This is a genomic window from Segetibacter sp. (assembly GCF_025963695.1).
Lineage (GTDB): Bacteria > Bacteroidota > Bacteroidia > Chitinophagales > Chitinophagaceae > Segetibacter.
The window spans coordinates 12438-25983 of record NZ_JAOQAH010000037.1 but is presented as its reverse complement, the minus strand read 5'-3'; the positions used below and the strand labels follow the sequence as shown (position 1 = coordinate 25983).

Sequence of the window (13546 nt, the reverse complement as noted above, 5' to 3'; positions counted from 1 at the left end):
TGTGTTAAGAACTTCAAATTAAGAGCTGGCGAAACCCGTATTAGATTTTATGATTTTATAAAATCTGTCAAAAAGTTTAGATTTTAGTAACACTAGTATTACTTTTTACTTCTTATCGTTCTTCCACCAGTTTTAATTTCATAGAATGTTTGAGTCGAAAAGTGTTGAATTAACTATAAATAGTCAGAAAATAAAAGTTCATGGTTTCTCAACAGGAGCGGTCAAGGTTAAAACAAAATTCCTGGAAGCGTCAAGAAAAGGTCTTTTTGCTCAATTAGATATCATCTTTAATAAAAGATTTACGGAGTGGCTGCCGGTTTGGGTGTGGGTTATAGAACATCCTGAAGGTATTTATGTAATAGATGCAGGTATTACCAGCGATACGATGAGCCGGGCGTACTTTAAAGTGCTTGGTTTTTTTTCAAATTGGGTTAATACCAGTCTTTTTAAATTTAAAGTGAACCGGCAGGAAGAAATAGACAAGCAGTTAGAGTCTATTAATATTTCGCCTAACGCCGTAAAGGTGCTAATATTAACGCATTTGCATGTAGACCATATTTTAGGTATAAAACACTTTCCAAAAGCAGAGATTTTAGTCAATAGGTTAGAATGGAATAAGCCAAGCGGAGATGTACCCAGGCTTTACCCTGAGTGGTTTAAACCTGTACTAGTAGACCTGGATGAAAGATTTGAAACTTTTAATAACGCCCGCTTTCTTACAAAGGCAAAAGATGTACTTCTCATTCACACGCCAGGGCACACTCATGGTCATTCTTCAGTACTGCTTAAGACGGACCAGGGAAACATTTTGTTTGCGGGGGACATTTGTTATTACCAACAGCAATTATCATATGATAGATATGCGGGAGCTAATATTAGCGCGGGCGAAATAAAAAACACTTATAAAAAGATCTTAAATTTTGCTGCATCAACAAAAGTAATTTTTCTTCCCTCTCACGATAAGGATGCCGCAATCAGGTTGGATGGGCTGATTCCCCTGGTTCCATAAGGCATAGAATTTTACCGGCGTAGCTGCGTGGTCCGAAATCTGGTTAATAAAAGTCCTATTTTTGCCCTATTTACTTGACTATTTCTTAACTTTTCCCCAAAAAATAGGAATTTATCCACCTTTTTTTCTCTGTTACATTACATACTCATATCTTCGCGCTCCGAAAAATAGTATGTCGAAACAAGCACTAATTAAACAAGATGGTTCTATAGTTGAAGCCCTTTCAAATGCAATGTTTAGGGTTAAGTTGGAAAATGGTCATGAGATCATTGCAACCATCAGCGGAAAAATGAGGATGAATTATATCAGGATTCTTCCCGGAGATAAAGTTGGAGTGGAGATGAGTCCTTATGACTTAAGTAGAGGTAGAATTATTTTTAGATACAAATAAACAGCCGTTAGCCTTTAGCTTATAGCTGCAAGCAATAGAAACTACTAACAAAAAAAAGACATGAAAGTAAGAGCATCCATCAAAAAACGCAGCGCCGATTGCAAGATCGTGAGAAGAAAAGGAAAGCTGTACATTGTAAACAAGAAGAACCCTCGCTTTAAGCAACGCCAAGGGTAATTATTAGTTGACAGTTGACAGAGATATTGTTGACAGTCAGGACAAATTTTAAAATCAGAAATTAACATATGGCTCGTATTGCCGGTATAGATTTACCAAAAAATAAAAGAGGCGAAATAGGTCTTACCTATATTTATGGTATTGGTCTTTCAACTGCTCAACACATTCTTGACTCTGCGGATATCGACAGAAATAAGAAAGTAAATCAATGGAACGACGAAGAGCAAACTGCTATCCGTAATATCATTAATAGTGAAATTAAGGTAGAAGGTGCTTTGCGTAGTGAAGTTCAAATGAGCATTAAACGTTTAATGGACATCGCTTCTTATCGTGGTCTCCGTCATCGTAAAGGTTTACCACTTCGTGGACAGCGTACACGTACTAACAGTCGTACAAGAAAAGGTAAGCGTAAGACAGTTGCCGGTAAAAAGAAAGTAGCTAAGAAATAAGCAAATGTTTGCAGTTACCAGTTACAGGGTAACTGTGAACTTATTATATAGCCGCCGGATCTTTTACAGTAAAAGGGAGGGGCTTTTTTAAATAACAGATTACCTACAACAAACATTATGGCGAAAGCACCACAAAGGCAAGACAGCGCTAAAGCTGCGTCTAAAAAAAGAATTGTAAAAGTAGACGCTTATGGCGATGCACATATCAATGCTACTTTTAACAATATCATCATCAGTCTTACCAATAAAAGCGGCCAGGTAATTAGCTGGGGAAGCGCAGGTAAGATGGGTTTCAGAGGATCTAAAAAGAACACTCCATATGCTGCTCAGTTAGCGGCGCAGGATGCTGCAAAAGTAGCATTAGATGCAGGTTTGAAAAGAGTAGATGTATTTGTAAAAGGACCAGGTTCTGGTAGAGAAGGTGCTATTCGTGCACTTGCTAACAGCGGTCTTGAAGTGACAATGATTAAAGACGTTACTCCTTTACCTCACAACGGATGTCGTCCTCCAAAAAAACGTAGAGTATAAAATAAATCGAAAGTCGAAGGTTAAAAAGCAAAACTTTTGACTTTCGACTTTTGACTTTTTAATTTATTTACAAGCTGGTACAGATCGAATTTTTAAGATTTTTAATGAACTGTACCGGGAACTAAAAAATCTAAATAAATAAGAACATGGCAAGGTACACTGGTCCCAAGACCAAGATTTCGAGAATGTTTGGAGAGCCTATTTTAGGCAACGGAAAGTGGTTAGGCAAAAATAGCAACCCGCCGGGAATGCATGGCGCTCAACGTAAACGTAAGACTTTAGGTGAGTATGCATTACAATTGAAAGAAAAACAAAAAGCAAAATACTCTTATGGTGTTTTGGAGAAACAATTCCGTAACACGTTTGTAGAGGCTGCGCGTCGTAAAGGCGTAACAGGTGAAAACCTAATCAAATTATTAGAAGCTCGCTTAGACAACACTGTTTTCCGTTTAGGTATTGCTATCAGCCGTCCTGCTGCCCGTCAGTTGGTTGCTCATAAGCACATTACTGTAAATGGAATGGTTGTAAACGTTCCCTCTTATCAATTACAACCTGGTGATACTATCGGGTTAAAAGAAAAGAGTTCTATCAATACTGCTGTTACAAGCAATATCCGTGGTAGAAATCCGAAGTTTGGCTGGTTAGACTGGAATGAGGCTGAAATGAAAGGAACTTTCATAGCTTATCCTGAAAGAGAAAGTGTTCCTGAAAATATTAAGGAGCAACTGATTGTGGAGTTGTACTCTAAGTAAACCCCTGGCTTCCTAAAAGGGGAGTATCGGAGCGGACTACTTCTGATATCTGGAAGGAAGTACAAGAGTGCGACGCAAGAATGTTGAATAGCTGTACAAAAGCTGGATACAAAAAAGAAAAATAACAACCACCTCAAACTTTTCGAGTGGATAAAAAACCCTTCAATGGGTTTGGGGTACAAATCGTCAAATAAATAATGGCCATTTTAAATTTTCAGAAACCCGACAAAATCGTTCTTCAAAAAGCTAATGATTTTGACGCACAGTTTGAGTTTCGTCCATTGGAGCCAGGTTATGGTCTTACCATTGGGAATGCACTTCGTAGGGTGTTATTAAGTTCACTGGAGGGTTATGCCATTGTAGGTATCAAAATAGAAGGTGCCGAGCATGAATTTGCTACGTTGAAAGGCATTACAGAAGACGTGACCGAGATTGTTTTAAATCTTAAGCAGGTTCGTTTTAAAAAGAGAGTTGACGGCGACGTTAACAACGAAAGAGTAACACTTAGCATTAAAAATCAGACCGAGTTTACTGCAGGTATGATTGGTGATGCTACTCAGGCTTTTGAAGTGATGAATCCCTTGTTACTTATTTGTACAATGGATAATAGCTCTAAGCTGGATATAGAAATAACTATTGCAAAAGGTCGTGGTTATGTACCGGCTGAAGATAACAGGGTAAAGGATTCTGTTTTTGGATATATTCCTATCGACAGTATTCACACGCCAATCAAAAACGTAAAGTACACGATAGAAAACACCAGGGTTGAACAAAGAACTGACTTTGAAAAACTGGTAATGGATGTTGCTACAGATGGTACTATCCATCCGGAAGAGGCGGTTAAACAGGCTTCCCGTATCTTGATACAGCACCTGATGATCATTACTGACGAGAACATTACTTTCGACAGCAAAGAAGAGAAGAAAGAAGACCTTGTAGATGAGCAAACATTGCAACTTCGTAAAGTTCTTAAAACTCCGTTAGAAGATCTTGACCTTTCGGTGCGTGCCTTTAACTGCTTGAAAGCAGCTAAAATCAACAGCTTAAGCGAGCTTGTGCAGTACGAACAGGAAGACCTGATGAAATTCAGAAACTTTGGTCAAAAGTCTCTAAGCGAAATTGAACAAGTGCTAAACGAAAGAGGCTTAGGCTTCGGAATGGACCTTGGTAAATTAGGTGTAGATAAAGACGACTATTAACCCTACCAGCCGCCCCTGAAGGGGAGGAGGAAGAAGGGAAACTCTAATATTTATAAACGACTTTTTAGCCCCCTTTAGGGGGTTGGGGGTCACGGGTTGTAATTCCTGACACGGTACAACTCATAAAACAAAACACGTCATGCGTCACGGAGACAAAATAAACAATTTAGGCCGTAAAAAGGCTCATCGGGAGGCGTTACTTAGTAACCTGGCTGCCCAGCTGATTGCTAACAAGCGGATCACTACAACATTAGCTAAAGCAAAAGCTTTAAGAACTTATGTTGAGCCACTTATTACAAAGGCAAAAGAAAATACTACTCACCAACGTCGTGTGGTCTTCAGTTACCTTCAGGATAAAGAGTCTATCAAAGAATTATTTGATGTGGTTCGCTTAAAGGTAGAAGGCCGCCCAGGTGGTTACACTCGTATCATTAAGCTTGGAGCCAGGGTTGGTGACAACGCGGAGTTAGCAATGATCGAATTGGTTGACTATAACGAGGTATACGGTAAAGGTATATCACCTGATACTACAGAAACAGCTAAGAGAACACGTCGTGGACGTACAAAAAAGGGTGGTGAAGGAACAGCAACTGCTGCTACAGCAACTACTCCCGAAGTTACTACCGCTGCAGATCTTCCAGCGGCTACTGATGCAAATGCTGATGAGACCGTTATCAATAATAACCCTCAAGAGAAAGCTGCGGAATAATGTTAGCTTACAAAATATCAAAAGGCAAAGTCATCGCGGCTTTGCCTTTTTTGTTGTTGGTAACTTTAGCATAACCTTTTTAATGATATTGATATTTTTGAGCCGATCTTAAAAACGATAGCAACACCGTTGCGTCGCACACTTGTACGGAAAATATTTTTTGAACCTTTTGAACAAGCACTAATTTCTACATGAATAAACAAGCTACAGCAATTTTACTTCTTGCCGATGGAACAACTTATTACGGTAAATCTTACGGAAAAAAAGGTACTACAACAGGTGAAATTTGTTTCAACACCGGGATGACTGGCTACCAGGAAGTTTTTACTGATCCAAGTTACTACGGTCAGATTGTTATTATGAACAATGTCCACGTGGGGAATTACGGAGTGAAAGAAAGTGACGTAGAAAGTTCGACAGTAAAAATTCAAGGTCTTATCGGGCGCAACCTCGAAGAACTTTACAGCCGTAAACAAGCCGAAGGTTCGCTTGATGAATATTTGAAACAAAATGACATCGTATCCATCGAGGATGTGGATACAAGAGCACTAGTTGCTCACGTACGCACAAAAGGGGCCATGAATTGCATTATATCCTCCGAGGTTCTGGACCTTGAGCAATTGAAAACAATGCTTGCTGCAGTGCCGAGCATGGACGGGCTTGAGCTTGCTTCAAAAGTATCAACACAGGAAGCCTATGAACAAGGCGATAGAAAGTCAGCTATAAAAATTGCGGTGATTGATTATGGTGTAAAGCAAAATATATTAACCTGTATGACTTCGAGAGGCGCCCATGTAAAGGTGTTTCCAGCTACAGCTACAGTAAGTGATATGAAAAGTTTTAACCCAAGCGGTTACTTTATTTCTAATGGTCCCGGCGATCCCGGCGCGATGGACTATGCTGTAAATACCTTAAAAGAAATTTTACAGGAAGACAAGCCCGTATTTGGAATTTGTTTGGGGCACCAGTTGTTGGCGCTTGCAAATGACATTCCTACATACAAAATGCACCATGGTCACAGAGGTTTAAATCATCCTGTAAAGAATATTATAACCGGTTTATGTGAGATCACTACCCAAAACCATGGTTTTGGTGTAGACCCGCAAGCGGTACGAAATAATTCCAATATTGAAATTACGCATGTCAACCTGAATGATGACAGCATCGAAGGTATCAGGATGAAAGGCAAACAAGCCTTTAGTGTTCAGTACCACCCCGAAAGTTTTCCTGGCCCGCACGATAGCCGGTATTTATTTGACGATTTCATAGCGATGATGAAAACTTCACCAAACCTCCCCTGAGGGGCAGGCTTTTGAGAGCGTGGCATTGCAGAATGTTATTGTAGGTGAAGGGAGCTTCGGATTTATCTTCATGGTTTATTTTTAACTGTGTTTCATTTTATCAATGTCTTTAAATTTCCCCCTCGGGGGGCTAGGGGGTATGAGAATAGCGATCATCAACGGACCGAATTTGAACCTGCTTGGCAAACGTGAACCTGAAGTTTACGGCAAGCAGAATTTCGAACAGTATTTTGAGGATTTACAAAAGAAGTATGCTGAAGTAAAATTTAGTTACTATCAAAGCAATGTCGAAGGAGAACTGATCAATAAACTTCAGGAATTTGGTTTTACGTACGATGGCATTATCATAAACCCTGGCGGCTATACCCACACTTCAGTGGCTATTGGAGACGCCATAGCTGCCATCACAACTCCCGTTATAGAGGTGCATATAAGTAATGTTCATGCAAGGGAAGAATTTCGAAAAATAAGTCACGTTTCTGCAAAATGTAAAGGCACAATTGCAGGCCTGGGATTGAAGGGTTACCAGTTAGCTGTAATTAGTCTAATTGAAAAAAACGGTAATCATTAATCATTTTTTGGCTTCGTTTTCAACAATTACTTACAGCTAATTTAACAGCACATTCCCTATAATTGGTATAAATCCGTCTAATTTTAGTCTCTTAATAATTACCAATGAAGTGGCTATTTATTTTATTTCTGACAATCTCTTTTGCAGCTAATGCCCAGTGGAAAAGTTACCGGGTAACCAGTAATAATGATACTATTAATTGTGTAGATAAAAACGATTTAAAGCAAGGCCGATGGTCACTAAAAATTGAAGGTTTGCGAGGTGAACCTGGACGTGATGAAGAAGGTATATTTAAAGACGGAAGGAAGGAAGGCATTTGGAGAACATACACCAGCATGGGAGATTTATATGCAATAGAGAATTATCGCTGGGGGAATAAAGATGGTAAGTGCCAATATTATAGCATGACAGGGATAGTAAGAGAAGAGAGTTGGAAAGCAGTTAATCCTGAAAACCCTTACGACACAATTGACGTGTATGACCCGGTTGATCAAAATAAAATGCACCGGCAAATAGTTAAAATCGAAGGTTCTTCTGTAAAACACGGAACCTGGAATTTTTACGAGGATGGACTTATTAAAAGGAGTGAAAATTATTTCCTGGATAAGCGTCAGGATCTTTTTAAACCAGGAGTAACAGATGGAGAAGTCGCAAGTGATAAAAAAGCTACCAAAGCACCAGCTAAAACCAAGCCTAAGGAAGTAATGGAATTTGAGAAGAAAGTAGGTAAAAAGAAAGTAAAGGTTATTGACGGTACTACTTTCTAAAATATTCATCATGTCAATATAAAATAATTTGCTCCGTTGGGTTGTAAATTATCTGATTGCTTACAATATTGCTTAGCCTCCATTTTCGGAGGCTTTTTTTGTGGTAGTTGTAATAGGAATATTACAGCATGATCTATAATTTCTTCTGGTCTGCTGGTGCAATAATTGCAAAATAAATTCCATATAACAAAATGAAAAGCAATGGCAGAAGCTAACAAAACCGGATGTCCGGTACCCGCTGGTACCTTACTAGTTATTGGCGGAGCAGAAAACAAAGGAGAGCAGAAAGCGAAAAAGAAACACACCCCGAGCGATTTCGAACGACTGCAGGTTTTAAACTGCTTTATCAAATTAACTGGCAAAGAAGATCCGCAGGTTGAAGTAATTACAAGTGCAAGTACCGAGGGCAATGAGTCGTTTGAGGACTATCGAAAAGCATTTGAGGAGTGTAACATATCTAGGGTGGGGCATATCCATCACATCCAGCGTCACGATGTTTTACATGACCAGGCGCTAATTGAAAGAATGGAGAAAGCAGATGGAATATTCTTTGCAGGCGGAGACCAGTTGAAGTATACCTATTTATACGGAGGTACTCCCTTTTTAACCTGTTTGAAACAACGTTACATAAACGACAAAATTGTGATAGCAGGCACAAGCGCCGGAGCTATGGCCCTGTCCACGCCTATGATATATGCAGGAAACGATGAAGTGCAGGAATTGGGAGGGATGATAAAAATAACTACAGGTCTTGAGTTTTTAAAGGACGTGTGCATAGACACTCACTTTGTGCAACGGGGAAGGTTCGTACGCATGGCACAGGTGGTGGCTACCAACCCGACTTGTATAGGAATGGGTATTGAAGAAGACACAGCAATGATTGTTCGTAATGGGTTAGATGCAGAAGTGGTAGGTACAGGAACGATCATCATTATTGAAGGATTTCATGTTTCTGAAGCTAGTATAGACCAATTTACAAGTGATAAACCTGTAACAATACGCAACCTGAAAATGCATATCCTATCTGATGGAGATAAGTATACCATTCCTCAGAATAACCCACCCCATGTTTGATCGGCTGCCCGAATGCTACTTTTTGATCACACATTTGTCCTTCATTCGTCGCCGGTTGTGTCACTCACTTGTACTTGTATAACCATATTCCATAACCCTCCGCTAGCCCCATATGGGTTAGAGAAGGGTTATGGAAGTTCCGGTAAGATAAGGTCATGTAAGGGGCATGTAAGTCCCACTAGCGATGAATCCGTAAGTAATTCGGCTAAAGTACCATACAAGCTTTGGGCAGTTCTATAAGTAAAAAAAACCTGTCTCCAGGTTTTTGAATATTCTTTCCCATCTTGCCCTTATAAAGGATTAGTAAACATTTTTTTCGAAAGTGTGACGTCATGGTTATATATGTCATCTCTAAAATTGAGAACGCCATTTTCATCCACCCAGGCCGTGTAGTAGGTAATAAGCACCGGGATGGCCTTTTTTACCTTTACAAATTGCTCCTGGCCGCTGTTCATTGCCTCATCTATTCTCTCCGGTGTCCATTCTGTTTGATCCCGCAAAACGTATCGTGCCAATTTTGTTGGGTCACTCAGCCTTATACAGCCGTGGCTAAAAGCCCTCTTGTCGCTGCTAAACAAACTCTTGGCGGGCGTGTCGTGAAAATAGATGTCGTAACTATTAGGGAATAAAAATTTCACTTTACCTAAAGAGTTTTTAGGTCCAGGTAATTGTCGGATTGCCGGTAATCCATCTTCGCCACCAGCAACTTCTTCCATGTTATTTCTCGAGAGGTAGTCAGGGTCGTTAGCCATTGCAGGGAGAATTTCATTTTTTACAATGCTTACAGGAACATTCCAATAAGGGCTAAACACAACCTGATTAAGATTACCCGTAAACATGGTGGTATTATGTCCTTCCTTTCCTACAACAACCTCCATACTAAACGCTTCATTTTTTCCTTCGTAAACATGCAGTATAAATTCGGGTATGTTTACCAGGAGCAAATTTCCTGTTTCGGGGGTAAGCATCCAGCGCATTCTACCCATATTAATCAACAGTTGCTCCACTCTTTTAAGGGCCGAAACGTTCATTTCCTTTATTAGCGAACTGGTTATGGTGCCAGTAGGAGTAAGTCCCCGGCTTACCTGAAACGCTTTAACTGCATTTTCAAGCCGATCATCAAACAATTGAGAGGTATCTCCAGGTTGCATTTCCCCGGTAACCTCAAGTCTCTTTTTAACAGCTAGTACTTCGGATGAAGAACTGCCTTTCTTAATTGTCTTTTGTTTAGTTACGATAGGCTGCCACCCACCTCTTTTGGTGATATCATAATATTTCTGAAGCTGTTCTTTTAATAAACGATATGCTGGGTTTACATCTGCATAATACTTGTTGTCTTTATGTTTTTTAGTGAGTAAAGAGTCTGCCAAATACATAGCATCTGCCTTTTTAAATGGAACAAATCGTTCCATTTCTTTTCTCTTAATCTCGCCTTTCTGGTAATTCTCAAGAATATACTCTATAAAGTGTGATGTAACTGAAATCTCTGTATTAATCATTGATTTGTCTCCGGCACCCACTCTTACCGACTCCTCACTTAAAAGATAATCCATTTTTTTCTTCAGTTTCTTGTCGTCCGAAGAGTTATTCCGATTGTAGGTGGTTGAGTACTCGTGCAGGTTCCAAAAGCTTCGACCCTCCTCGGTGGGACCGTCACTTGAGAACCAGGCGAACTGGTAATTTCGGGCGTTGTAAAAACTTCTCATACGCCGGGAAATGGTATCATTAACCTTATTTTCGGCAATGTACTTTTCAACTGCCAGGCTATCTAAAAAGAGGTCGGTGTAAGAATTTGAACTGCTTATACTGTAGTCCCTTTTACTTATTTTTTTTTCGGTAGTCTGTTCCGTTTTTCCTTCGTCAGTGGAGTCATTTTCATCTTTGCTATTGCACGCGGCAAAAAGGCTTAACACTAAGGCGTAAATAATCAGTCTTTTCATATTGATTGCTTTTTTGCAAAAGCCATGCCTCTAATACAAATCCTAATAATTGTTTTATTACCTAAAACTGTTATTAATTGTCTGAAACCACCCAAACCATCGTCAGATCATTTACCAGTTTGTAATGTAAGAGCAGCTTGTGCTGAAAGTCAAATTTCACAAAAGCCGCATTTATTGTTCCCTCAGCATTCACCTCAAAAGGAAATGTTCTCATCATTTCACTAAAGTCAACTTCACCTGCTCCATACCATTTGTACATAGCTTCTTTTGCGCTCCATAATATACTTAAAAGGGTGAGTTGCCGGCTCTCTAACTGGCTATTCACAAACCTCAGTTCGTCACCATGTAAAAACTTCGCCTTTATCTTATGAAGGCGAGGCGTTATTAATTCTACATCTATGCCTACACGTGCTGTGCTGCTTACAATAGCCGCTGCAAATTTGTTGCAGTGGGAAATGGAGAAGTGATATTGCTCATTAGGAAGAAATGGCTTTCGTGTGTCAGCAATTTTAATCTCATCATTTGGAAAGTCTTGAAATAAGAACGGCAGTAAATAACGGCCTGCCAGGTGCTGTAGCTTTTTAAGCGGATGAGTAATTTGCTTGTGCATAGGGATGGACAAATTGAAAAAACTTTCATCTTCCTCAATTTCCCATATTGCCAGTCGTGTACTTTCGTTGATATTTTGTTGATAAAAGAGAGGCATTTTACTATTTACAATCTTATAGATTGCAGATTTACAATTTTATTTGCAGAACAATTGAGTAACAAGGTTATTTGGTCAATATTCCTACTAATGCAAATTGCTTCATTGATAGCAAAATGATGAATGGAGCGTCGCAACGATGTTGCCAGCAAAAGAAAAAGACGATTACATAGGCTTTAAAAAACTCCATAAGTGTAAACAATACTTATGGCAAACTAAAAAGAAACACTGATGATTTTATCTGACGAAAGGATTTTGGAAGAAATGGATAAAGGAACTATAAAGATTGAGCCGTACGATAGAGAAAGTCTCGGCAGCAATAGCTACGACGTTCACCTTGGCAAATGGCTGGCCACGTATGTAGACACAGTGCTGGATGCAAAAAAACACAACAAAATTGAATACTTTGAGATACCTGAAGAAGGATTTGTATTGCTGCCGCAGCATTTTTATCTGGGGGCAACCGATGAGTACACCGAGAGCCATGCACATGTTCCTTTTCTTGAAGGAAAGTCATCAACAGGACGTTTGGGAATTGACATACACGCCACAGCAGGTAAAGGTGATGTAGGCTTTTGCGGTAACTGGACACTCGAAATTTCTTGCAAGCAGCCGGTTCGGATATATAAGGGAATGCCTATTGGGCAATTAATATATTTTCCGGTAGATGGTGAAGTGCAGGTGAAATACAACAATAAGACTAACGCGAAATATAGCGGACAGCCAAATAAACCAATTGAAAGTATGATGTGGAAGAATAGTTTTTAAGCGGAGAGGTGAAAATAGTTTGTGCTAAATCTTTCCGTATTTTTTATGATAAGAAATTAGCCAGCCAATAACTTCATTATAACTCCTGACACCTTTAGCTTGTTGATTAGCCTTTAGATAATGGTCGTAAAATATTTTTATTAATGGTTCTATCATATTGTCGCTCTTTTGCCAATACTCCCGTAACTCTTCCTCATCTTTCTTAACCAGGGGATCTAGTTGCCGGTAATTATTTATAGCTGAAACAGAATCTCTTGTAAGTAATTGCCTGTTTGCATAATTGAACAAGTCGAAATAAGCAGAATAATGAAATAAAGTATCGCGGGAGTTAACGGCGGCTAAGTATCCTACAAAATTTGCTTCACTCTCACTAGCATATCCCAACTGGTGCGCCATCTCATGGCAGGAGACGAAAGGTATCAAAAAACGAGGCTGAGTTAAATTTACCTGGGCTTCACCGGTGAAGGGGTTGTAATATCCTAAAAAACCAAGAAAGTTTCCCATTCTTCCATACATCGACTTTTTAATTGATTTTGAATTGTACTTCAAAAACGGAAACGTTACGGATGCTTGCTGGTAGGAGGTGCTGGCTTCTTCAAATAGCTCTTTATACGGCTTGGCGGGTGTATCTCCGGTTCCTAATAATAACCTGTTCTCATTAACCTTTTTAAGTAAAATGCCCGTTATTAGCTTTAAATCACTGTCGTTATAATCTTGCTGAGTTAACCCTAGCTGATAAGCAATTCCAGGACGATTATAGTTTAAACCCCACGAAAGATTGAAGTATATATAGATAGAAAAAACGGCGAAAAATGTCTTCTTGAAAATTTTTCTATAATTAATTTGCTTAAACCTTCTACTTGCAACAATCTTAACAAAACGTATAAGACCAACAATCAGGAACAGGCCTGTAGCGGCATAAAAAAAATCTCCAAAACTAAAAGGCATCCATCCAAACGTAAGCCTGTAAAAAGAGGAAATGTAGGGGTAAATACCCTGGCTGTAATTTTTCTCGATCCAGAACGGAAAATAGGAACTGATTTTAATTAAAATACTGATTACCAGAAGAGAAGCGACAGAAACGAGTGTGGTTTTTCTAAAATTTCTTTGTTTTTCCATGTTTGCCCGCGCGAAGATAGGCACCGGCTTAAATGATTGTAGTATTTTTGGGGCTAATATTGTTATCGCAAGTACCAGTACAACAC

16 protein-coding genes are annotated in these 13546 nt (G+C 39.4%); 13 read left to right on the top strand and 3 right to left on the bottom strand.

The features are described from left to right. Nucleotides 1–145 precede the first annotated feature (145 nt). The 12 genes from JWR87_RS06575 to JWR87_RS06520 all read left to right on the top strand — a co-directional run bounded on the left by JWR87_RS06575 (nucleotide 146) and on the right by JWR87_RS06520 (nucleotide 8927). On the top strand, nucleotides 146–1009 hold the full coding sequence (locus JWR87_RS06575) for an N-acyl homoserine lactonase family protein (RefSeq protein ID WP_297817200.1): 864 nt from the start codon (nucleotides 146–148) through the stop codon (nucleotides 1007–1009). A gap of 172 nt (nucleotides 1010–1181) precedes the next feature. Then, nucleotides 1182–1400, top strand: coding sequence for a translation initiation factor IF-1 (gene infA, locus JWR87_RS06570; RefSeq protein WP_018612876.1), 219 nt, complete (start codon nucleotides 1182–1184; stop codon nucleotides 1398–1400). Between the two features lie 60 nt (nucleotides 1401–1460). Then, on the top strand, nucleotides 1461–1577 hold the full coding sequence (gene ykgO, locus JWR87_RS06565) for a type B 50S ribosomal protein L36 (protein ID WP_147202935.1): 117 nt from the start codon (nucleotides 1461–1463) through the stop codon (nucleotides 1575–1577). Between the two features lie 68 nt (nucleotides 1578–1645). Continuing rightward, nucleotides 1646–2026 (top strand): 30S ribosomal protein S13, encoded by a 381-nt coding sequence (gene rpsM / locus JWR87_RS06560; protein WP_297817188.1) that lies wholly within the window; start codon nucleotides 1646–1648, stop codon nucleotides 2024–2026. 117 nt (nucleotides 2027–2143) lie between these two features. After that, nucleotides 2144–2554, top strand: a complete 411-nt coding sequence (rpsK, locus tag JWR87_RS06555; protein ID WP_297817184.1) for a 30S ribosomal protein S11 — start codon at nucleotides 2144–2146, stop codon at nucleotides 2552–2554. Nucleotides 2555–2700: 146 nt separating this feature from the next. Continuing rightward, nucleotides 2701–3306 (top strand): 30S ribosomal protein S4, encoded by a 606-nt coding sequence (gene rpsD, locus JWR87_RS06550; protein ID WP_297817181.1) that lies wholly within the window; start codon nucleotides 2701–2703, stop codon nucleotides 3304–3306. A gap of 197 nt (nucleotides 3307–3503) precedes the next feature. Next, on the top strand, nucleotides 3504–4505 hold the full coding sequence (locus tag JWR87_RS06545) for a DNA-directed RNA polymerase subunit alpha (protein WP_297817178.1): 1002 nt from the start codon (nucleotides 3504–3506) through the stop codon (nucleotides 4503–4505). Between the two features lie 139 nt (nucleotides 4506–4644). Then, the gene (gene rplQ, locus JWR87_RS06540) at nucleotides 4645–5214 is read left to right on the top strand and encodes a 50S ribosomal protein L17 (protein ID WP_297817175.1); all 570 of its coding nucleotides are present in this window, start codon (nucleotides 4645–4647) and stop codon (nucleotides 5212–5214) included. Nucleotides 5215–5405: 191 nt separating this feature from the next. After that, the gene (gene carA / locus JWR87_RS06535) at nucleotides 5406–6515 is read left to right on the top strand and encodes a glutamine-hydrolyzing carbamoyl-phosphate synthase small subunit (protein WP_297817172.1); all 1110 of its coding nucleotides are present in this window, start codon (nucleotides 5406–5408) and stop codon (nucleotides 6513–6515) included. Between the two features lie 139 nt (nucleotides 6516–6654). After that, a complete protein-coding gene (gene aroQ / locus JWR87_RS06530; RefSeq protein WP_366090258.1) occupies nucleotides 6655–7086 on the top strand; it encodes a type II 3-dehydroquinate dehydratase in 432 nt (143 codons plus the stop codon). A 104-nt stretch (nucleotides 7087–7190) separates the two neighbouring features. Next, entirely contained in the window at nucleotides 7191–7853 is a 663-nt protein-coding gene (locus JWR87_RS06525; RefSeq protein WP_297817166.1) for a hypothetical protein, read from the top strand. 201 nt (nucleotides 7854–8054) lie between these two features. Further along, complete coding sequence (locus tag JWR87_RS06520) at nucleotides 8055–8927, top strand: cyanophycinase (RefSeq protein ID WP_297817164.1); 873 nt, start codon at nucleotides 8055–8057, stop codon at nucleotides 8925–8927. Nucleotides 8928–9217: 290 nt separating this feature from the next. Here the strand turns inward: JWR87_RS06520 and JWR87_RS06515 are convergent, their stop codons facing one another. Continuing rightward, complete coding sequence (locus JWR87_RS06515; RefSeq protein ID WP_297817161.1) at nucleotides 9218–10867, bottom strand: L,D-transpeptidase family protein; 1650 nt, start codon at nucleotides 10865–10867, stop codon at nucleotides 9218–9220. Nucleotides 10868–10940: 73 nt separating this feature from the next. Continuing rightward, nucleotides 10941–11573 carry a 4'-phosphopantetheinyl transferase superfamily protein gene (locus tag JWR87_RS06510; protein ID WP_297817158.1) on the bottom strand — a complete coding sequence of 211 codons (633 nt, stop codon included), beginning with the start codon at nucleotides 11571–11573 and terminating at the stop codon, nucleotides 10941–10943. A 231-nt stretch (nucleotides 11574–11804) separates the two neighbouring features. On the opposite strand from JWR87_RS06510, the gene dcd reads away from it, so the two are divergent. Beyond that, nucleotides 11805–12341 (top strand): dCTP deaminase, encoded by a 537-nt coding sequence (dcd, locus tag JWR87_RS06505; RefSeq protein WP_297817155.1) that lies wholly within the window; start codon nucleotides 11805–11807, stop codon nucleotides 12339–12341. 24 nt (nucleotides 12342–12365) lie between these two features. Here dcd and JWR87_RS06500 read toward each other — a convergent pair whose 3' ends face one another. Further along, the gene (locus JWR87_RS06500; RefSeq protein WP_297817152.1) at nucleotides 12366–13460 is read right to left on the bottom strand and encodes a DUF3810 domain-containing protein; all 1095 of its coding nucleotides are present in this window, start codon (nucleotides 13458–13460) and stop codon (nucleotides 12366–12368) included. Nucleotides 13461–13546 lie beyond the last annotated feature (86 nt).